At 61.7% G+C, this 22,249-nt stretch carries 16 protein-coding genes; 8 read left to right on the plus strand and 8 right to left on the minus strand.

Going from position 1 to position 22,249, the window contains the following annotated elements; translation table 11 throughout:
• Positions 1-256 precede the first annotated feature (256 nt).
• From HWY45_RS02445 to tssB, 6 genes are all read right to left on the minus strand, one after another.
• A complete protein-coding gene (locus tag HWY45_RS02445) occupies positions 257-904 on the minus strand; it encodes a hypothetical protein (protein WP_150998587.1) in 648 nt (215 codons plus the stop codon).
• A gap of 631 nt (positions 905-1,535) precedes the next feature.
• The gene (locus HWY45_RS02450; RefSeq protein WP_150998590.1) at positions 1,536-2,174 is read right to left on the minus strand and encodes a hypothetical protein; all 639 of its coding nucleotides are present in this window, start codon (positions 2,172-2,174) and stop codon (positions 1,536-1,538) included.
• The gene (locus tag HWY45_RS02455; RefSeq protein WP_230946913.1) at positions 2,158-4,830 is read right to left on the minus strand and encodes a glycoside hydrolase family 19 protein; all 2,673 of its coding nucleotides are present in this window, start codon (positions 4,828-4,830) and stop codon (positions 2,158-2,160) included. Before HWY45_RS02455 ends, HWY45_RS02450 begins: the two co-directional genes overlap by 17 nt.
• A gap of 9 nt (positions 4,831-4,839) precedes the next feature.
• Positions 4,840-7,179, minus strand: coding sequence for a type VI secretion system Vgr family protein (locus HWY45_RS02460; RefSeq protein WP_059884410.1), 2,340 nt, complete (start codon positions 7,177-7,179; stop codon positions 4,840-4,842).
• A gap of 81 nt (positions 7,180-7,260) precedes the next feature.
• Positions 7,261-8,811 (minus strand): type VI secretion system contractile sheath large subunit, encoded by a 1,551-nt coding sequence (tssC, locus tag HWY45_RS02465; protein WP_059884411.1) that lies wholly within the window; start codon positions 8,809-8,811, stop codon positions 7,261-7,263.
• 73 nt (positions 8,812-8,884) lie between these two features.
• Positions 8,885-9,397: a type VI secretion system contractile sheath small subunit gene (gene tssB, locus HWY45_RS02470; protein WP_059563262.1), complete on the minus strand. Its 513-nt coding sequence runs from the start codon at positions 9,395-9,397 to the stop codon at positions 8,885-8,887.
• Positions 9,398-9,983: 586 nt separating this feature from the next.
• Here tssB and tssK point away from each other — a divergent pair.
• The 6 genes from tssK to tssE all read left to right on the plus strand — a co-directional run bounded on the left by tssK (position 9,984) and on the right by tssE (position 17,754).
• On the plus strand, positions 9,984-11,336 hold the full coding sequence (gene tssK / locus HWY45_RS02475) for a type VI secretion system baseplate subunit TssK (RefSeq protein ID WP_059884412.1): 1,353 nt from the start codon (positions 9,984-9,986) through the stop codon (positions 11,334-11,336).
• Entirely contained in the window at positions 11,333-12,088 is a 756-nt protein-coding gene (locus HWY45_RS02480) for a DotU family type IV/VI secretion system protein (RefSeq protein ID WP_059884413.1), read from the plus strand. The genes tssK and HWY45_RS02480 overlap by 4 nt, the downstream gene beginning before the upstream one ends.
• Before the next feature lie 8 nt (positions 12,089-12,096).
• Entirely contained in the window at positions 12,097-13,863 is a 1,767-nt protein-coding gene (locus tag HWY45_RS02485; RefSeq protein WP_059884414.1) for an OmpA family protein, read from the plus strand.
• 90 nt (positions 13,864-13,953) lie between these two features.
• Positions 13,954-14,439: an Hcp family type VI secretion system effector gene (locus HWY45_RS02490; protein WP_006479553.1), complete on the plus strand. Its 486-nt coding sequence runs from the start codon at positions 13,954-13,956 to the stop codon at positions 14,437-14,439.
• A 140-nt stretch (positions 14,440-14,579) separates the two neighbouring features.
• On the plus strand, positions 14,580-17,303 hold the full coding sequence (gene tssH / locus HWY45_RS02495; RefSeq protein WP_059884415.1) for a type VI secretion system ATPase TssH: 2,724 nt from the start codon (positions 14,580-14,582) through the stop codon (positions 17,301-17,303).
• A 25-nt stretch (positions 17,304-17,328) separates the two neighbouring features.
• Entirely contained in the window at positions 17,329-17,754 is a 426-nt protein-coding gene (gene tssE, locus HWY45_RS02500) for a type VI secretion system baseplate subunit TssE (RefSeq protein WP_059884416.1), read from the plus strand.
• 10 nt (positions 17,755-17,764) lie between these two features.
• On the opposite strand, the gene HWY45_RS02505 is transcribed toward tssE, so the two are convergent.
• Positions 17,765-18,550, minus strand: coding sequence for an NAD(P)H-dependent oxidoreductase (locus HWY45_RS02505; RefSeq protein ID WP_059884417.1), 786 nt, complete (start codon positions 18,548-18,550; stop codon positions 17,765-17,767).
• A gap of 87 nt (positions 18,551-18,637) precedes the next feature.
• Between HWY45_RS02505 and HWY45_RS02510 the strand changes: the two genes are divergently transcribed.
• Both HWY45_RS02510 and HWY45_RS02515 read left to right on the plus strand, forming a co-directional pair.
• Positions 18,638-19,531: a LysR family transcriptional regulator gene (locus HWY45_RS02510; protein WP_059810595.1), complete on the plus strand. Its 894-nt coding sequence runs from the start codon at positions 18,638-18,640 to the stop codon at positions 19,529-19,531.
• A gap of 165 nt (positions 19,532-19,696) precedes the next feature.
• A complete protein-coding gene (locus HWY45_RS02515; protein WP_059563270.1) occupies positions 19,697-20,101 on the plus strand; it encodes a DUF2471 family protein in 405 nt (134 codons plus the stop codon).
• A 49-nt stretch (positions 20,102-20,150) separates the two neighbouring features.
• Here HWY45_RS02515 and HWY45_RS02520 read toward each other — a convergent pair whose 3' ends face one another.
• The gene (locus HWY45_RS02520) at positions 20,151-22,184 is read right to left on the minus strand and encodes an NADPH-dependent 2,4-dienoyl-CoA reductase (RefSeq protein WP_059884418.1); all 2,034 of its coding nucleotides are present in this window, start codon (positions 22,182-22,184) and stop codon (positions 20,151-20,153) included.
• Between the last annotated feature and the right edge of the window lie 65 nt (positions 22,185-22,249).

Below are 22,249 nucleotides of genomic sequence, written 5' to 3' on the forward strand. Positions count from 1 at the left end.
ATCTGTGCTACATCAGAAACACGCCCCTTCCGAATGACAAATCACCAGGAAAAGATCGACCTCTTGCAAATGCAGATGTGGACACTAGCGCCGCCAATATAAGCGCGAACCAAAATAGCGATTTGACCTTCACCCTCCAAATCTCCACATCAAGGCAATCTTTTAAGCTACGTCGAATCGTTGGCAGTTAGAAGAGCACTCCACTCTTTACGATCAGCGATCGGATACCCTCTGATAATGTCGTACACAAAAAATACTAATTCATCCTCCTTACTTTCTCCTCAACATCAAGCGCACTGCACATCAACCACATCTCTATGGGCTTTGCGCCTCCGGAGTAATTAATTTTGCACCATCCAGCCGTAACCTCTCCAACCATCGCCCGATCCCCTTCGATCAAGTATTTTCTCGTCCTTCCTCTAATACTAGATTCATCAAATAGATAAGTTTTTGACCTCACCCTGACAGAAATACTGTTAAAACTATTCATCAACAAAGCAAAAGGGGAATCTATCGCCTGCCGAACATCCTTTCTCGACTGGTAAGGGTATTTCCAAACTATCTTCCGCCCATTCGATAACCACCCGTAACCGACCCCAAACCAATCGGTAGAACGCCCGTCCTGACGCAAGATATTTCCAATGGGTTCAAAAACAGAAACCGAGTAAAATTTACCTGACGAATTTGGCTCAACGAGAGAATTTCTCACCTCGAACGAATGGATTACAAAGACTTTTTCGTGGCGATCGCGGCCAACCATCAATGAAAAGGCATCCATGATTTCACCCGGCGTATCATCATAAAGCAGCCCTCGCCCTTCCGCTTTCACCGGAACACTTCCATCCGCAACATAATACAAAGAAATTCCATCAAGACCGATCGGCACTCCGGTCTTATCATCCAATATCGATTCCCGAATGAAGCAAACCGTTCCACTCTTTGTATTCAATGGCGGATGACTTTGCCCACCTTGAAGATCAGCACACGTACTCTTCGCACATACGGAGCCACTTATAGAGATGATCACTACAAGAAACCAACTCTTAATCACCACCCCAATCACAACCAACACTCATTCATTTGAATTTTCAAAACCAATGGTCGACAATCAAAATTTCTTCATCAAGAACCCGATCCGGGATTCACCCCCGAGCTTACTCGATACCATCTCATCGCAACACTTTCTATAAAACAAGGCACCCCAATCCTTAAAGTCATTACTCCAATATGCATCAACAAGATTTTGAACTGCTCTTGAATGCAAACTCCCCGGCACAGCGCCACCTTCATAATATCCAGTTACAATTTACCCACTACCATTAGCAGCAGCAGTGTCAGAAAAACCAATCAATACAGCGATAGATCAAATCGCCACAATATATAAAAAAACTCACGATGTTTTATATTTTGAAATTGATCAGCATCTTCCACCCATTTTCCACAAACGGCCTGACCGACTTCTTGGCAGGAAGGCCATACCAGCCCTGACCCCCGGGGTTTCCATTTTTTTATTTCCTCCAACTCCATGTGAGACCCTATGGCTCGGAATGCCAATTACGAATCGCATCCAACAGATATTTCAGACGCCTCTTCTCTTGGATCGACACTTCATGCACGGCGTGGTCGACATCATCATTCTTGAATGGTCCATCATTAGTTTCGACAATTAATTTATCGAAACGAAGAGTTAAATATACCGGAGCGTAACAGTATGCACCCTCATCCATTGGCCTCTTATCAAGCAAAACGAAGTCACTTTCCTTCATTCTCTTAATCTCCACAGACTCACAAAGAGTACGCAACTGAAATTTATCTTTAATTTCAATATTCGGCCCCACCGCGAGGGCACCTTTTTTAAAAAATCGACCAAAGTACAATTTTCCAAAAAAGCCAGTTTTCGCATCAATCACCCATACCACGCTGTCTTCCGATGTATCTCCACTTCTACACTGAATCAGATACCGCTCCCCGCCCTTGCTCCACAGCGCTGAAAAATCAGATGAATTGCACAGCCCTCGCCACCGAGACCATGGTGCGCCTAAATTGACTACACACTCGTTCTGACTATCACAATTGCCCGACAAATTCGCTGAACCACCCATGTATTTTGCGAGCGCGAAATGCGACCATGTCGCAACTAATGCGAAGAATAGCCATTTATATGCCGCATACATAGGCTGACGCATCCTTTGAGATCAGGTGGAAATTTGAATTTGCACGACTGCTCGTGCGACCGTATGCAGAATACGTATATGTATTCTGCTGAAGAATGCCGATGCGCCGGCTAAAGCAATCAGCAACCCAAGCCCGGGCAGCTGTCTTGGCTCGCTCTTCGACGGCAATCTTTATCAATGCTCCCTGTGAATCCGGGTGATCTTCAGAAACTCTCTTCTGGATCTGCTGCGCCGCTTTCTTAAGGCTACCCTGTTGTACAGCGAGGTCGAAGAAAGCGCAGTATGTAGCCAATTCGACCTTGGCTATCAGGTCAGGAGAGATTGTGCGAAGGAACTGTACACATTGCATCACTCCCGAATGATAGCCTCTGGTCGCTTCGTCAATCTGTATTTGCTGAAAGGTCTGAACCTCACCCAATTTTTTGAATGGCCTTTTCCATGATGGGTTGTGGGCTTGCTGATTAAGCGCCCAATCAACTAGCGTCTGTTGATCCCCTCCAGAAATCGCATATTCCAATACCCTATAATTCGAACTTTCGTCGAAAGCCTCTTGAAATGTGGTCAGATCTGCGCTTCTCATGCGTTCAAGCAAAGGGCCAAGCGTACCTTGCCCCGCAGCCCATTGAATTACTCCAAAGGACATTCCCTGTCCATCCCCGTTGTCTGCGACTGCCCCGAAGTCCATAGCGGTGGCTCCTTCGAAACCGGACGTAATGGTTAAGGCCAACTCCTTCGCCTTCTGAAGCGGAATACACAAAATTTGTAAAAAATTTGATACCACGCCGATAGGATCGAAATGAAAAACCTCCGGCCCCGGAAAACCCGGCACACCAGCCTTCACCTCATCCCACCACGCCAGCATCTCGATCCGCTTCCGCTCTTCCCCATGCTGCGGGTTTGGCTCCGTTTTCTTTTCCAGTTCGACGATCAATTGATTCCATTTCGACGGATTCGCCCACTCGCTCTCGTGCTTCACAATCAGGCGTGAGGCAGCCTGCATGAGCCAGGGATAGCCTCCTCGCTCAGTCTGCGACAACGTGCATAATTCAACAGCCGCCTGCGCGCCATCACCTGTCGTGAACAGGGCGTCATACACTTTGAGCATCAACGGGCTGAGATTCGAACGCGCAGCAAGGTCAGCAATATCAGCGCCCCTCGCATAATCCCCCCACTTCTGGGTTGTCGCAAAGATCGTATGTGCCGGATCATGGTCATCCGCCAGGCACTCGAAGTCGATCCACTTCTGCGCGAATTCTCGCGTCACCCGCCCCCCAGCGAAGTTGAAATCGCACACCCAGCCGTCGATCAGTTGACCTTGTGCATTCACGCCGTCGACGTGCCACCAGCTCACCGGGTATCCCGGATCGGGATTGGGGCGCGGCTCGGGAATCCGCCGATTCGGGTCACGCGCCAGTTCGGCGAGCGAATACACCTGAACGGCGTCCGTCTTTCTCGACTGTGGGTCAGTACCCGGAACGAACTCATTATTCTGGGTGCGTTGATACAGCACCGTGCCCGGCGCGACCCGCAGGATCGTCGACTCGGATGGCAGGCCCAGTGCCGCCCAGTCCTCCTTGTGCGGACCGTGTTGACCGACCCATTCGCGCCCCTGCTCGATAAACGACTCGATGCCGTCGTCGCAAAACACCTCGATATGCGCCATCCGGGTTCCGGACGTGCGTTGGTCCAGCGAGTCATAGCGGCCGAGGTGGCCGATCAAGTCGCCGGACTTGATCGGGATACCGCCTCCATCTCCTTGCGAGTTGCTCGGGAAGAGCGTCTGGTCCGTCGTTACGATTACCCCGTCGAACATCGAGTCCGGGAAGACCTCCTCGACCATCGGCCCGCCGTTTTCTTGCCCCAGATAAACCCAACGGCCGACGTCGGAGGACGGATCTACGTATCCGCCGGTTACAGGCGGGTACATCGAAGCGCCGAGCAGGTCCGTAACCTCGCCCCATTCCCGTCCGCGTACTTTTTTCCTCTTGCCGATTCGGATGCTCGCACCCTGCGGCAGGATGCCGATGGGCGCACCATTGGGAGTCTTGCGGACCCTCAGCCCCTGCTGCGACGGATCGGGGATCTGCCCGTTGCGACCCGGTGAGGGCTTATCCTGCGCATGCTGCGTTACGCGCCATTCCCGAGACCAGTACGACGGCTTCTTCCGCTGCGGGAAGTTCGCGTAGTCCTCCCAGGACATCAGGTGCATGTATAGGCTGTAGAAGGTCAGCTTCGTGCCTCGCGGGAACTCCATCGTGTGCCGCACCAGCGCGAAGCCCGTGCTATACGGCGCCTGAATCGGTGATCCGCCATCGGTCGCAGCGATCTCGCTAATCGGGTATGTCTTGTTGGCGCGAAACGCAATCACCACGCCGTCGGCGATGCAGCGCAGTCCAGCTTCGAGATCCAGCGACTGCCCCGCGCCGGCTTCCGTGACATGGATTCCGCCGTGCCACATTCCCTTTCGGCTGACGAGATATGAGCCCGAAGGCTCGCGTTTGGCCAGCAACCGGTAAATCTCGTGCTCGTCGGTGAACTGCGCGGAGGCCTCGGACTGGCCCTGCCTCTTTCGAAGGAACGGAAACGCGAAAGGCAGTGGCTTCAGCTTGGCCAGGGCCGGCGCAGGCGCTTGCCGCGAAGAAGGTTGGCTTGTCATGGTTGAGCTCTATTCAGAGAATCCGAAGGTCACTGCGCCCTTCACGTCGTCGAGCGGCGCCTTGGACCATGTCGGGAATTTGAAGCTGCCGCCGTCCGGATCGTCGACTTTCAGATTGCCCTTGAACTCGATTTCTCCGGCGGGACTGCCGAGAACGATCTTGCCGCCCGAGAGCTTGATGTAGGCGCCGGCCCCGTCGCCGATCGTGACGCCTTTGCGGCCCGTGATAATTACTTCGCTATCGGAAGAACTGACTGTCATGTTCTGCATTGACATCAGTTCCATCACGTCGGATTGCGCCTGGACTTGAACCTTACCCTTCGCGGCGAATATCCGGATCCCAAGTCGCGCCGCAAAAAACGAAATCGCGTCGCCGGCCGCGACCGCGATGCGCTTCATGACACCGATGTCGAGTCCATCGCCAGCCGTAATGAACATCTGTCTGCGGGCGGCAAACTGCATCTGCTGGCCACTCGCGAACCCGACGCCATCGGGCGCAGTCGCGACGATAACGGGCTTCTGGAGCCGCTTGAGCTTTTGCTGGATCAGCGCCCGCTGTTGATCGATGTCAGCCTGAAGCGCGTTCGCAGCCTTCGCCGAGTCATTGAGTGCATGCAGGATTTGTTCAGCCTGCTCGAGCGTCATGTCGGCATCCTGCATGGCGAGTTGCTGGCCCGCGGCACCTGGTTGTCCTTCGGCGGTGACCAGTACCCCCTTTGCTCCCCGAACAGCCGCCGGCCCGTCTGTGCGCAATTCCGCGCCGTGCCCGCGCTCCTTGCGATCGCCGTCGACCATGTGCCCGAGATTGAGCTCGCTGACTTGATGCGGCGTAGTCAGGTGAATATGCTCGACACCCTCCTTGTCTTCCATCCGCATTTCGTTCTGCCCAGCAGTGCGGATGAGATTGCGAGTGTGATTGAGGTTGTTGACGAGATCGGGATGCGAGCTGTCGTGCATGGCCCCGATGATCACCGGTCGATTCGGATCACCCCCCGTATGGATAAGCGCTACCTCCGCGCCGTCGATCAGCGGGAAGTGGTGACCGTAGTTGTCGCCGCTATACGGTTTCGCGAACCGCACCGGCCTGCTGGTGCCGCCGGGACTCCACTCGTCCAGGTCGAACGGCAGCTTGATCACATACCAGCCCTGTTCGGTCAGATACGCATACTTGTAATCGCCGGGCGACGTGATCCGCGCCGGCAAAATGCCATCGATCGCCGGACGCCGAATCGACGCCATCTGCGTGCGCCACACGCGATCGGATGGAATCCCCTCGAACGAAACCCAATATGAATCGCTACGCCCGCCCTTCGACTCCACCGACGTAATGAAAATCCCATGCTTCGCGTCGGCCGGCTTCGGCTCGACCCGCATCACCTCCCCGGCTTCGAGCCAGAACGGGTTGCCGGTGCCTTTGTACGTTATCTGGCTCGCCAAATGCGCCTCATGCCTCAAACGTGCAACACGCCCGCCCTCTTCCGGCGTCTCGTAATGCTCACCCCATCGGTAATCGACAGCGTTGGTCGTCTTGTCGTCGCGGGCAGCGTTTTCCTCGACCAGTAGCGAAACACCTGCCTGCCGATGGTTATAGTCATGCAGCCGCACCGACTCCGGCACACGCTGCGTTTCCCGCCGAAGTGTCTTGATCGCATCCGCCCCAACACTCTCGAGCCCCGAATCACGGCGATGCGGAACCGCGCGCTGCTTGCGCGCATAGGCATCCAGATCATCACCGAACACGACCACCGCGCGATCCTTCTTCTGCTCCCAGCGAAACCAGATCCCCTCTTCCGCGCAAATGCGCCGGATGAACGCAAACGTCGTCTCGTGATACTGCGTCACGTACTCGCGCCGCTTGTACTCCCCGCGCAACTGAAACACGAAGTCGACGCCCGCGCGGTAGCCGAAGTGCCTCAGCGTATCGGTAACGATCTCCTCAACTGACTGCTTCTGAAACAACCGGCTGGTCACACCGCGATCGAGATCCACCAGCGTCGGCTCCAGCACAACCCGATAGCGCGTCTCGTCAGCCGACGTTTCGAACTCGTCGAACTTCGTGATGATTCCGTGAACCGTATACGCGGGCGGCTTCTTGCTGAACTGCGCCGCGTTCGCCCCGAACATCTTCCTCAGATAGTCCATGTTCGGATCAATCGGATCGGCGATGAATTTAGCCGGCCGCCCAAGCACCTGATCCATCGGAATGCCGGCCACCGGGCTTGTGAATTCGATCTCGTACCTGTACAGCTGGCTGACCTGATCGAGCCCGGTAAAACTCAGGATCGAGAACGGCGCCGGGTGGGGCGCCAGTTTCAATTCATAAGCCTGCGACGGCAATATCATCGACATGAAATCCTCTCTGGTGCGCGAGCGCAATGTACCGCCGGGGCGACCATCGTCGCCCCGGCGGCTCATGCGGGAAACCGCAAATCAGCTCTTCGCCTTCGGCATCTGCGAAACGAGCGACAGCCCGATATCCATCCCTTCCACCTGGAAGTGCGGCACGATGAACAGCTTGATGCGGAAGAAGCCCGGGTTGTCCTCGATGTCCTCGACGGTCACCTTGGCCTCGCGCAGCGGATGCGACGCCTGCAACTCGTCGCCCGGATCCTTCATCTCGGTCACGAGCCCCTTGATCCAGTTGTTCAGCTCGAGCTCGAGCAGACGACGGTCCTTGGTCGTGCCGATGTTTTCCCGCTGAATCAGCTTCAGGTAGTGCGCGATGCGCGACAGCAGGAAGATGTACGGCAGGCGCGCGTTGATGCGGCTGTTCGCAGTCGCTTCCTTGGTCTCGTACAGCGCAGGCTTCTGCGACGAGTTCGCCGAGAAGAAGCATGCGAAGTCGTGGTTCTTGTAGAACGACAGCGGGATGAAGCCCAGATTCGCGAACTCGAACTCGCGCGTTTCCGGGATCAGGACTTCGGTCGGGATCTTCGGCTGATAGCCGGTGCCGAGGTCATACAGGTGAACCGGCAGGTCCTCGACCTTGCCGCCCGCCTGCGGCCCGCGAATCTGCACGCACCAGCCGTTGCTCACGAAGCTGCGCACCATGTTCGCCGCGAATGCGAACGACGCATTCATCCACAAGTACTTGTCGTGATCGGGGCCCTTGACGGCTTCCTCGTAGTTGAACGCCCGCACCGGCGCCGTGTCCTTGCCGTAAGGCAGGCGGCCGAGCACGCGCGGCATCGTCAGGCCCACGTAACGCGCATCGTCGGTATCGCGGAAGCTCTTCCACTTGATGTACTCGGCGCGATCGAAGTAATTGCCGATGTCCTGAATCGCGGCGACCTCTTCCATCGACTGCTTGCCGAAGAACGCCGGGCCCACCGAGCCGATGAACGGCATGTGTGCGGCAGCGGCGACCTTCGAGACATTGCGCAGCAGCGCCACATCCATCGGCGAGTTGTTGAATTCAAAATCGCTGATCATCGCGCTGATCGGCTGACCGCCCGGCGTGTCGTACTCCTCGATGTACGTCAGGCGGTACAACCCGCTCTGGATCAGCTCCGGCGTGTCCTCGAAGTCGCGCTGCAGCGCATCCTTCGACACATCCAGCACCTCGATCTTCGCGTTCTTGCGGAAATCGGTGCGGCTTACCAGCATCTTCAGGCCGCGCCAACGCGCTTCGAGCGTTTGGAACTCCGGCGTGTGCATCACGGCGTCGAGCTGGCGGCCGATCTGCCGGTCGATCTGGCCGATATGGAAGTCGAGCAACGACTTGTCGAGCCGGTCGACCGGCTGGCTTGCGCCGGCGACGAGCTCGAGGAATGCGCCCATCCCGCGCGCGATCCGCTCGTCGGCGGAAACCTCCGACAGCATGTCGTTGTCGCGGAACGCCTCGAGCGGACGCGCCTCGCTGACGGGCTTCAGGTTGATCTTGCTGCACAGCGATGCATACACGCTGTCGATGTCCCCGTGCGGGGGGTCGAGCACGACGGTCTCGGTCGCGCCGGTCTGTTGCGTTTCAGTGGATTTCATCTCGTGTCCTGTCTGCGATCGAATCGCAACCTGTTTTCGGAATGCGGTGAAGGCGCGCTTGGCCCGGCTCCGCTCACGCATGCCCTTCCGGCTGAGTCGCCGCGGTGGCGATCTGCGACAACTCGCCGCGCAGCTTGTCGGACAGTCGCTTGTCCTTCAGCACCTTCTCGAACTCGCGGCGGAACGTGCCGTTGTCGAGCAGGTTCGATTTCAGGTCGCGCAGCAGGTTGCGCATCGCCAGCAGCGCCTGCAGCTCGGGAATCTGGCGGGCGACCTGCTCCGGCTCGAAGTCCTTGATCGAGCGGAACGACAGGTTGACGGGCAACTCGGAGCCGTCCGCCGCCAGTGTGTTGTCCGCTGCGATCTTCAGGCCCGGCGCATAGTCGGCAAGTACCGCGTCGAAGTTGTTCTTGTCGATATTGACCTTCTTCCGCTCGGCCAGCGGCGCTTGTTCGCGGCCGGCGCTGAAGTCGCCTGCGACGAGCAGCTTCAGGGGCAGCTCGACTTTCTTCTGCGCACCGCCGGTGTGCAGGTCCAACGTGATCGAAACCCGGCTCTTCGGGATCTCGCGCTGAAAGCTATCCAATTCGTTCTCCTTATCTACGGATGCTGCTTGAAGATGCCGCAATGCGCATCTACGGTCATGGACGCACTTTCGTCCGCTCAGCCCGTGTCAACCCCGGCACCGACATTTGCGAACGACTGAATCGGAAATTCGAAATCTTCATTCCAGATTCACGGGGCAGAAAAATACCACGCCGAATCCTGAACGGTAAACCACAAAGCACAAGAAACCAATTCCATTCGAACACAACCCGCAAAAATTCCACAAATATAAGACAAATCCTATTTAACTATTTTCACAATACCCAACCTTTTTCCAAAAATTCATCCCACACGTCAATCAACGGATCGAAGAAAGCACGCAATCCGTTGATACACAAAGACATTTCCACCACAATTCGCAGCCGCACAATCTTGAAAAGGCCGATATTTTTGAGAAAACCATTGCCAACAACCCAGCATCGAATATCTCAAAATCCCCACTCCCATTTATCCCAAAATAATCCCCCTCGAATTAACCACAATTCATCAATCTCGGTGTATACGAAACACGAAATCGGCGTATAGAATCAGCGCCTCATAATTTCCAAATTTCAATAGACCACACCATGCGGATCGAAAAACCGCTCTGGCATGAAGGGCTGATCCTGACGCAGCAGCATTTCCAGCAACAGGAACGCTGGGCCTCGTTCGCGTTGCGCCAGTTCGCGAATTCCGTCGTTTCGTCGCCGTGGGGAACGCTTGGCGTCGATATCGACGAAGAGGCGCTCGCGTCCGCGCGCCTGAAACTGACCCGGCTCCAATTGCGCCTGCCGGACGGCACGCCGATCGACACGACTGTCGCAGACGCGTTGCCGAACGCGCGCGATCTGACTCGGGGAATCCCGCTCGACGCGCAAAGCATCGAGGTGCTCGCGGCGCTGGCTCTGCCAGACGCGAATGGCGGCAACTGCCGCTTCGACGAGATCACGCTTGCCCGGCCAAAGCGCACGTATCGCGAATTCGTCAAGGTGGTCGATCTCAATGGCACCGGTGAGACCGAAATCGCGGCGGAACGTCATGCCGTGCGGCTGCTCTTCGATTTCGAGCCGCATGACGACGATACGGTGTGCGCGATAGCGCGACTCACGCGCGCGACGAACGGTCAGTTCCAGATCGATCGCAGCTTCGTGCCGCCCTGCCTGACATTGTCCGGACATGCGCTTCACGTCGAGCGAATCAATCGTCTCGCCGATATCCTGGGTGCCAGGAGCGCCGCGCTCGGTGCGCGCCGCAGCGAGCGAATCGAACAGGTGGCCGAGTACGGCGTCGCGGATGTCCAGCTTTTCTGGCTTCTGCATTGCATTCACAACGCGTGGCCGCAGCTCCGCTACCTCGCGTCGCATCCGAGTCAGCCGACCGACCGCCTGTACGAGGTGCTGGCTCAACTCGCGGGTGCGCTGATGACGTTCTCGACAAACGCCCAGCTCACCGACATTCCACCCTATGACCACGCACGCGCCGACGACGTGTTCGCCCGGCTCGAATCGCTGATTCGTGGCCTGCTCGATGCCATCATTCCGTCGCGTGTCGTCTCGATCGGACTGACGCACACGAGCCCGACGACATGGTCGGGCCAGTTTCTCGACGCGCGCCTCGCCGAGGGCACGTCGGACTGGTATCTGTCCGTCAATGCCGCGCTGCCCGCATTCGAGCTCGTCGAGCAGTTTCCGCGCCTGTGCAAGATCGGCGCACCCGACGACGTCGAGCACATCGTCAATTCCGCGGTTGCGGGCATTCCGCTCAAGGCCGTTCAGCGTGTGCCGGGCGCTATCCCCGTGCGGCTCGACAACCACTATTTCGCGCTCGATCCGGCCGATGCCGCGCTCGCGAGAATGCTCGTCGCACGTGCCTGCCAGATCTACCTGCCCGCGTCGATCCCCGACGCGTCGATCGAACTCTATGCGGTGCTGCGCTCATGACACCCTTCTTTTCCAAGCGTCGTGAAGCGGCACTGCTCGATCAAGAACCGGGCGCCGGCCGCGCAACGGGCACGTCGATTCGCGCGGAGTTGCGCGACACGGCCCTGCTCGTCACGCAACTGTCAAACGCCGGTCAAGTCGAGAATATCGGCGAAACGCGCCAGCGCTGCATCCAGCTCGTCGCGCAATTCTCTACACGGCTGGATGCGCTGGGCATCGCCCCGGACGTGCGCGACGATGCCGTGATCGCCCAGTGCGGCCTGATCGACGAGACGGTCTTGCGGTACCTGCCCCCCGCCGATCGCGCGCAGTGGGAACCGAGACCGCTGCAGGTCGAACGGTACGGCATTCACGACGCGGGCGACCGCGTATACGAGCGGATCGAATACCGGATGCGCGAACCCGCACCGAATGTCGAGCTGCTGGAATGCTACGCGGCCATCCTCGGCATCGGATTTCGCGGGCGCTATGCATCGCCGTCAGGCGTATCGTCAGCGTCGCATGACGGTGAAGCGAAACGCCAGGCATTGATTGCGGCGCTCGCCACGCTGATCGATCGGCTGCGGCCCGCTACGCCTCGGCCTTTCATGACCGATCGATCCACTACGCGATTGAGCGACCGGTTGAAGCGCCTCTCGCCATGGGCAATCGCGGGCCTCGCATGCGGAGCCGCCGCACTCGTATGGCTCGTCTGGCAGCAGATCCTCGATGCGCAACTGGCGCATCTCGTTCAGCAAGCAAAACGGCTGTGAGTTCCGATATGCATTCCCTGTCCGGCTCAGCGCGACCGGAGTCGAAGGCAGCGCGTGCGACGCTGTCGGGCCTTGGCTATCCGCTGCGCGCCGTTCTGGCGCTGGCCGCCGCGCTTGCATTGGCTGTCACATGGGCGATCCTGCCCGTCGAGCGCGGCACGGCGTGGGGTTTGACTGCCGTCATCGTTGCCGCCGCATTGCTGGTTGGTTGGCGGCACACGCGCAGGCTGGCGCTCATACACGAGCAGCATGCGCATGTGCTCGCCCAGCTTGGCGCCGCAACGGTCGACCTCCCGGTCGGCCTCAGGACCACGATGCCGGTCGCACTGGTCGTCGGCGACGGCCTGGCGGAACTCTTCGATCGTGAGGAGACCATCACACGCTTCGTGCATGTCGGCGACGGCGCCATCTGGTTGCGGGTGGATCGCCCGCAAGACCTGCCGCGCCTCGCCGTCGCGATCCGCCAATGGCGCGATGAGCATCCGCCCGATTGCGTCGTGCTGTCGGTCGCTCCGGCGGCGCATGCGAACGACGACGCCTTGGCACAAGCGCTGCGCGTCATCCGTCAGGCGGCGGCCGACGCGTCGAAGGCGCTGGGGACGAGTTTGCCCGGCTACATCGCGATCTATCAACGGCTGACCGACGAGCCGGCGACGAACTACACATCGATCGGCATTACGACGGCTCAGTGGTACGGCACGTCAGCCGCGTCCCCCATCGTCGACGCGGGCCGTTTCGACGCCGCAATCGAGGCCGCCGATGCAGAAGTGGTCCACGCCGGTGGCGACCGCGCGACGGCCGTGCGTGCGGCCGGTCTAGCCGCAATCGTCGGCTGGACACGGCGCAACGTGTTCGACGTGCTTGCCGACCGGCGGCAACCGGCGTCGGCATGGCGCCTGTGCGGCGCGGGCTGGATCGACTGCGGCCCCGCAACCGGCCCCGGCAAGCCTTGGGAGCGCGATATCCGGGCGCGCGTCGCCATCGTGCCGCGCCCCCTTCCCGGTTCGACGGCGCCATGGCCGCTGCCCCAATCGCTGATCGAAGGTGCACCGCGTCGTGTCCGGATGTCTCCCCGGATCGCCGCCCTCGGGCACACGCTTGCGCTCGTCGCGTGCGCAACGGCTGCCGCCACGTGGGGCGCGGCGAAGAACAATGAAGCACTGATGGCCCGCATCGGCGAACACCTCGTCCGTTACGACACGATTCCCGCGGCTCACGACGCAGCGAAGCGCGATGCGCTGCGCGCACTGGTCTCGGATCGCGATCAACTGGACCGCTACGCGCGTACCGGCGTGCCGCTCCGGCTGTCCTTCGGCATGTATCACGGCCAGCACCTGCTTTCACCGCTCAACGGAGTGATCGCATCCTATGAGCCGCCTGCACCGCCACCGGCCGTCGTCACGCTGGACAGCATGTCGCTGTTCGACAGCGGCAACGCGGCGCTGAAGCCAGGCTCGACGCGGGCCATGGTCGGCGCACTCGAACTGATCAAGGCGCATCCGGGCAAACGGATTCTCGTCGCCGGGCATACCGACGTCGTCGGCAAGCCTGATCGCAACCTGACACTCTCGATCGATCGCGCGGCCGCCGTGCGCGACTGGCTCGTCGACGCATCCGGCATCCCGCCGACCCAGTTCGCGATCCAGGGCTACGGCGATACGCGCCCCGTCGCAGACAACGCAACACCCGATGGCCGCGCAAGGAACCGCCGCGTGGAAATCACGCTGGTGCCCGACGCATCGGCGGAAACGCGTTCGGAAGATCTTGCGAGGTAACAGCGTAGTTTGGTCCCGGGGCGACAGCCTCGGGTTTGGCAATACCGGAATGCGGTTCCGGCGATTCGTAGTACGAAGAAGGAGAAAAAAATGGCAATTCCGGCCTATATGTGGCTCAAGGACGACGGCGGCGCGGACATCAAGGGTTCGGTGACCGTTCAGGATCGTGAAGGCAGCGTGGAGCTCGTCGCTTTCGATCACGGCGTCCACATCCCGACGGACGGCAACACGGGCAAACTGACCGGCACGCGCGTCCACAAGCCGATTACGCTGACGAAGGAGACGGACGCATCGACGCCGTACCTGTACAAGGCGGTGACGAGCGGCCAGACGCTCAAGTCGGTCGAAATCAAGTGGTACAAGATCGACGACGCCGGCAAGGAAAAAGAGTACTTCAACACGAAGCTCGACAACGTGAAGATCGTGGCCGTGAAGCCGAAGATGCTCGACATCAAGAACCCCGACTACGAGAAGCACAACCATCTCGAGGACGTCGAACTGCGCTACGAGACGATCACGTGGTCGTACAAGGACGGCAACATCATCCACAAGGACACGTGGAACGAGCGTTCCTGATGCCCTGACCGGCAGGCGGAATCCGGTCGCCTTCGCGCGGCCGGCTTCCGCTTCGCCGGCCGACACGCGCGGCTCGGCCCTGCGCTTCAACCACGCGCCGCCGGACGCCCGCATTTCCCCTTCTTTTTTCCGCTACTGTCATGACGCTGCGCGACGACCGAACGCCGTCCCTCCGGGACGCCACTCACCTCCTTCGCCGACTCAATGCGCATTGCACGCGTGCGCTCGAAGCCGCCGCGAGCCTCTGCCAGACTCGGCTTGCGGACGAAATCGCGGTCGAGCACTGGGTGCTGAAGCTGATCGAGGCCGACGACGGCGACATTCCCGCGCTCTTGCGTCACTATGAGCTGGATATCGACGGCGTGTGGGATGCACTGATGCAGGTGATCGACCGCATGCCGCGCACGCTGCGCGGCATGCCGGCGCTGTCGCGGCAACTGGCCACCGTCATCGAGGACGCGTGGGCATACGCATCGTCCGACGATCCGGACGGCATGATCCGCTCCGGCCATCTGCTGCAGGCCATCGTCGATGCGCCTCATGTGTTGCGCACGCAGCGCGCCTGGCCGCTGCTGTCGGTCTCGAGCGCACAGATCCGGCGCGTGCTGCCGCGGCTGGGCCGGCGGTCGTGCGAAAACGAGACCGAGGACATCGCGCCGGAGCAGAGCAGCGAATCGGCTACTAATTCGGCTGACTCCGCACCGGCGCCCGGCGCCGCCGTTACGTCGCCGGCAACGCGCGTCTCTGCCAGCACTGCCGACGGAGAAGCACTCGCGCGTTTCGCGCTCGACCTGACGGACAAGGGCCGGCGGGGCGAGATCGATCCCGTCTTTGGCCGCGACCGGGAAATCCGGCAGATGGTCGACGTCCTGGCGCGCCGCCGCAAGAACAATCCGATCCTCGTCGGCGAGCCGGGTGTCGGCAAGACGGCGCTCGTCGAGGGGCTGGCGTTGCGCGTGATCGAAGGCAGTGTCCCGGCAACGATTCGCGACACACGCATCCTGACGCTGGATCTCGGCTTGTTGCAGGCCGGCGCGGGCGTCAAGGGCGAGTTCGAGCAACGGCTCAAGAACGTGATCGACGAGGTGCGCGCATCCGCGACGCCGATCCTGCTGTTCATCGACGAGGCACATACGCTGATCGGCGCAGGCAACGCGGCCGGCGGCGCCGACGCGGCAAACCTCCTCAAGCCGGCGCTCGCGCGGGGCGAACTGCGTACGATCGCGGCGACGACCTGGGCCGAGTACAAGGAATATTTCGAACGGGACGCCGCCCTCGAACGGCGCTTCCAGCTGATCAAGGTCGACGAGCCGGACGACGATACGGCGTGCCTGATGTTGCGCGGGCTCGCGAGCCGCTATGCGCGGTATCACGACGTGCACATCCGCGACGAAGCGATCATCGCGGCCGTCAGGCTGTCGCGCCGCTACATTCCCGCCCGGCAATTGCCCGACAAGGCCGTCGACCTGATCGATACGGCTGCGGCGCGCGTGCGGATGGCGGTCGACGTGCCACCGCCGGAACTGCAACAGGTCCGCGCGACGCTGGCGGCGCTCGAACTGGAACGTGCCGCACTCGATGCGGACATCCGCGCCGGGATCGCCGATGTCACCGAACGGCGTGCCTCGATCGATGCCGAGCACGATCACGCGTGCAGCAACCATGATGCCCTGCTCGGTCAGTACCTGCGCGAACGCGAGTTGATCGGCGCGTTGCGCGACATCCGCCGTGCAGATGACACTGCTGCGACCGACCTGGCATCGATTTCCGCGACCCTGGACGCACTATCGTCGATTCAAGGCAAAGCGCCGATGATCTTCCCCGACGTTGACGCACAGGCTATCGCGCACGTCGTCGCCGAATGGACCGGCGTGCCGGTCGGCAACCTCGTCGAAGACGAACTGAGAAGGCTGCTCGCGCTCGAAGCGGCACTGGCGGCGCGGGTGGTCGCGCAGGACGACGCGATCGCCGCGCTGGCGGAGAGCCTGCGCACGGCGAAAGCCGGCCTGAAAAGCGAACACGCGCCGCTCGGCGTGTTTCTGCTTGCCGGCCCGTCCGGGGTCGGCAAGACCGAAACCGCGCTCGCGCTGGCCGACCTGCTGTTCGGCGGCGAAGCCGCGCTGACGACGATCAACATGTCCGAGTACCAGGAAGCCCATACCGTCTCGCAACTCAAGGGCTCGCCGCCTGGTTACGTCGGCTACGGTCAGGGGGGCATCCTGACTGAAGCCGTACGTCAGCGCCCGTACAGCGTGATCCTGCTCGACGAAGTCGAAAAGGCGCATCGCGACGTGCTCGACCTGTTCTATCAGGTGTTCGATCGCGGCATGATGCGTGACGGCGAAGGGCGAGAAATCGATTTCCGCAACTGCGTGATCGTGATGACGTCCAACCTCGGCAGCGCGCAGATCGACGACGCGACTGCGGACGATCCCGCGATCATGCAAGCTGCACTGCGTGAAGCCATTCATCCGCAACTGGTTGAGCATTTCCAGCCCGCGCTGCTCGCGCGCTTCCAGACGCTGGTTTATCGGCCGCTCGATGCGGTGGCGCTTGCATCGATTGTCCGTATCAAGCTTGCCAAGGTTGCCGAGCGCCTGCATCGGCAACACGCCGTAACGCTGAACTGTGCGGACGACCTGATCGATTCGATCGCGCAGCACTGCGTTTCTCGCGATTCGGGTGCGCGCAGCGTCGATGCGTTCCTGAATCAGCGCGTGCTGCCCGTTGTTTCCCGCGAATTGCTGGTGCGGATGGCGACAGGCGCCACACCATCCATCATTGCACTGTCGACCGGAACGGAGGGCGCGTTGACGATCGACTTCGTCGACCGCGAAGCATCATCGGTCGACCAAGCAAATTGATCGACGCAGGAGCGACAACGAAACAATGACCGCCGGCCCCTCCCTCTACGACATGCTGCTCGGCCAGATCGGCGGCGAGCCGATCGACGCCCACGACGACAGGACGCTCGAATGCCTGAGCATTCAACAGAACGTGCGGCGCATCCTGAATACGCGCGCAGGCGCGCTCAAGCATCTGCCCGACTATGGTCTGCCCGACCTCACCAACATCTACAAGGCACTCCCGGCGTCGGCGCACGTCCTCAAGCAGCAGATGGAAGCGACGCTCCTGAAATACGAGCCCCGCATCCGGTCGATCGACGTCGAGATCACCGACAACCACGACCCGGGAATACTGGTCAGCTTCGAAATGACCTGCCACCTGAAAAACGCGGGCCTCGTCCGGTTCGGCACGTACTTCGAGCCGCCCGGACGCCTGCGAGTCGAACGGCGCATCCGCAGCCGTCATTGATCGGGCCTCGTCAGCCCGCCTCCACCACATGCGCCGCGAACCCTGCCTGTTCCGGCGCAATCTCCGCCTTCAACGTCAACGCCGGAATCTCGTAATCGCCCGCATTCTGCCGCCGGAACGGAATCGGCTGCGTCTCCCACAGGCTATCGAGACGCTCGCCGAGCGCATCGCGCGTTTCCTCGAAGCGCGCGTCGCTCATCTTCCCCGCCCGGTAGATCACGAACGGCGGCAGCACATCGAAGCCCGGATAAAACAGCACCCCATGCTGGATCGGAAACAACACGGCGTCGATCGCCCCGTTGATACCGCGCGGGCTGTAGTGCGATTCCCACCCGCCCGTCGTGACGAGCACCATCGCGCGCTTGCCCGCGAGCGTGCCTTCGCCGTACCGGTCGCCCCAGTGCGTATCCGAGTGTTCGCCCACGCCATACGCAAAGCCATACGCATACACACGCTCGACCCAGCCCTTCATGATCGCCGGCATCGTGAACCACCACAGCGGAAACTGCAGGATCACCGCGTCGGCCCACTGCAGCTTCGCCTGTTCACGCGCGATGTCGTCGCGCTGCGTGCCCTGCTCGAACGCGCGCTTCGAATCGAGCGACGGATCGAAACGCGCACCCGGCTGATGGTCGGTCACATCGTTCGCATCCAGCGCCGCCTTCCAGTTCATCGCATACAAGTCCGTCACCTGCACGGCATGGCCGGCCGCCTCGAGGCGCTGCACGGCGAAATCCCGCAGCGCGCCGTTCAGCGATCGCGGTTCGGGATGGGCATAGACGATAAGAACATTCATGACAGGGCACTCCGTTACGTGAATGCAAGCAGGATGCCGCGCCCGAAGGTATATTGGAAATGAATTTCTGATATTCCAGGTATAGCCATGAATAATCTCAGACGACTGGACCTGAACCTGCTCGTCACGCTCGACGTGCTGCTGTCCGAGCACAACGTCACGCGCGCCGCCGAGAAGCTGAACATGTCGCAGCCGTCCGTCAGCGTGCAGTTGCAGAAGCTGCGGGACGTGTTCGGCGATCCGCTGCTGCTGCCCGGGCCGCGCGGCATGCGGCCGACCGCGCGCGCCGAGGCGCTGCGCGAGCCGCTGCGGGAAGCGCTCGAAGCGGTCGAGCGCGCGGTGCTGCCGGCGACGCCGTTCGATCCGGGCACCGCCACCCATTCGTGGCGCCTCGCCGCGACCGACTATGCCGAGTCGACGATCGTGCTGCCGACCTTGAACACGCTGCGCGCCACGGCGCCCGGCACGCGGCTCGCGGTGGTCGAACTCGCGCCGCCGCGCATCGTGAAGCAGGCCGAGCTCGGCGAGATCGATCTCGCGTTCCACACGACCGACTGTTCGCCGGACGGCATGCGCCGCCGCGCGCTGTTCACGGAGCGCTACGTGCTCGTCGGCCGAGCCGGCCATCCGAAGCTGAAACGGCGCCCGACGCTCGCGCAGTTCTGCGCGCTGGAATACGTGATCGTGTCGCCGGAAGGCGGCGGATTCTTTGCGGTGACGGACGACGCGCTCGCGAAACTCGGGCTCACGCGGCGGGTCGCGCTCTCCGTCCCGCACTTCCTGTTCGCGATCTCGGCCGTCGCGCACACCGATCTCGTCGCGATGCTGCCCGAGCGCCTCGTGCGCGACGCGCCCGCGCTGCGAATCGTCGAAGCACCGGTCGAGGTGCCCGGCTACGAGATGTCGATGCTCTGGCACGAACGCTCGCATCGCGACCCGGCGCACCGCTGGTTGCGCGACACGATCGCCGCGTCGGTGTGAGCGGCGCGCGGCCGGCCGCCGCGACGCACATAAAAATTTCCGCTCGGCACGCATCCGGGGCTTGAAAGCGCTCGAATCACTGTATATATTTACAGTGCTTTTGTGCAATTTGACCCGATTTCCGTCACCCGATGACGGACGGATTTTTGTGAGGCGACCACGACCATGTTCCAGTCATCCGCATTCGATCCCGAGCAGCCTGGTTTCAACCCCGTCCATTTCGAGCGCGCCGCGCAGCGGGCGGTCGTCGACCTGCAGCGCGTCGTCGGCGGGCCGGCGCAACGCGCGCTCGGCCTGCGCCGGCGCACGCACCCGGCCGCGGTGCGCACGCTGAGCTGGCAGGCGCTGCTCGACGTCGAGGAACTGGCGTTCTCGAATGCCGGATTCCTGAACCGGAACGACCCGACGGTGATCGATGCATTCATCCGGCTGCGCGACAGCCGCCTGCTGGCGGCGGATGTCGACGAGCCGGTCGACTGGCGGCGCGACGACGACGACCTGCCGGCCGTGTATCTGATCGTGCGGGCGATGCTGGAAGCGGAAGCGGCGGAGCAGGCCGAAGCCGCGTGAGCGGCGCCGGGGGCGGTGGCGTCGCCATGCCTGCGTCACGCGGCTCGCGTCACAGCCGCGCCGCGAGTCGCGCCCCCTGGTCGATCGCGCGCTTCGCGTCGAGTTCGGCCGCGAGCTCCGCGCCGCCGATCAGGTGCACCGTCCGCCCCGCCGCCTGCAGCGGCTCGACCAGCGCGCGCTGCGGCTCCTGGCCGGCGCACAGCACGATCGTGTCGACCTCGATCAGCGCCGGATCGGCACGCTTCTCGCCGTATGACACGTGCAGCCCGCGCGCGTCGATCCGCTCGTAGTTCACGCCGCCGATCATCGTCACCTGCTTCATCTTCAGCGTCGCGCGGTGAATCCAGCCGGTGGTCTTGCCAAGCCCCTTGCCGAGCGGCGCGGCCTTGCGCTGCAGCAGCGTCACCTCGCGGGCCGGCGGCGTCGCCTGCGCGCGCGTCACGCCGCCGCGCGTCGCGGCCGGGTCGGTCACGCCCCATTCGGCTTTCCATTCGTCGAGATCGAGCGCAGGCGACACGCCGTCCTGCACCAGGAACTCCGCGACGTCGAAGCCGATCCCGCCCGCGCCGATCACCGCAACCCGCTTGCCCACCGGCCGGTTGCCGGCCAGCACGTCGATGTAGCTGAGCACGTTCGGCCCGTCCTGCCCCGGAATCTTCGGGTCGCGCGGCGACACGCCGGTCGCGAGCACGATCTCGTCGTAGCCGCCCGCGATCAGGTCGCTCGCGTCGACGCGCCGGTTCAGGTGCAGCGACACGCCCGTCAATTCGATCTGGCGGCGGAAATACCGCAGCGCTTCGTGGAATTCCTCCTTGCCCGGAATCCGCTTCGCCATGTTGAACTGCCCGCCGATGTCCGCCGCCGCGTCGAACAGGTCGACCCGATGGCCGCGCTGCGCGAGCACCGTCGAGCACGCGAGCCCGGCCGGCCCCGCGCCGACCACCGCGATGCGTTTCGCCTTCGGCGCGGCCACGTACTTCAGCTCGGTTTCGTGGCACGCACGCGGGTTCAACAGGCACGACGCGATCCGGTTCTTGAACGCATGGTCGAGACATGCCTGGTTGCAGCCGATGCAGGTATTGATCTCGTCCGCGCGGCCCTGCGCGGCCTTGATCACGAACTCGGCATCGGCCAGCAGCGGGCGCGCCATCGACACCATGTCGGCGCAGCCGTCCGCGAGGATCTGCTCGGCCACCTCCGGCCGATTGATCCGGTTGGTCGTCACGAGCGGAATGCCGACCTCGCCCTTCATCTTCTTCGTCACCCACGCGAACGCGCCGCGCGGCACCGATGTCGCGATCGTCGGCACGCGCGCCTCGTGCCAGCCGATCCCGGTGTTGATGATGGTCGCGCCCGCGCGCTCGACGGCCTTCGCAAGCTGCACGACCTCGTTCCAGTCGCTGCCGTCCGGGATCAGGTCGAGCATCGACAGCCGGTAGATCAGGATGAAGTCGCGGCCCACCGCCTCGCGCGTGCGCTCGATGATCTCGATCGGCAGGCGGATGCGGTTCTCGTACGCGCCGCCCCATTGGTCGGTGCGCTTGTTGGTGTGCAGCGAGATGAACTGGTTGATCAGGTAGCCCTCGGAACCCATGATCTCGACGCCGTCGTAGCCCGCGTCGCGCGCGAGCTGCGCGCAGCGGACGAACGCGCGGATCTGCCGCTCGACGCCGCGTGCGCTCAGCTCATGCGGCGTGAACGGCGAGATCGGCGACTTGATCTTCGACGGCGCGACCGCGAACGGGTGATAGCCGTAGCGGCCCGTATGCAGGATCTGCAGCGCGATCTTGCCTTCCTCGGCGTGCACGGCGTCGGTGATCACGCGGTGCCGGCGCGCGGCCGCCGACGTCATCAGCGTGCCGCCGAACGGCTTGGTCCAGCCGGCCACGTTCGGCGCGAAGCCACCCGTCACCATCAGGCCGACGCCGCCGCGCGCGCGTTCGGCGAAATAGTCGGCGAGCCGCGGCAGCGTCTTGCGGCTGTCCTCGAGGCCCGTGTGCATCGAGCCCATCAGCACGCGGTTCTTCAGCGTCGTGAAACCGAGGTCGAGCGGGGCAAGCAGGTGGGGAAACGGGGTCGTCATGATGGCGTGGCCGGAAAAGCGGTGAGCGTCATCGTAGGGCGCACGCCACGTTGAACGTGAGGGGG

It is taken from the genome of Burkholderia stagnalis, assembly GCF_902830275.1.
GTDB lineage: Bacteria > Pseudomonadota > Gammaproteobacteria > Burkholderiales > Burkholderiaceae > Burkholderia > Burkholderia stagnalis.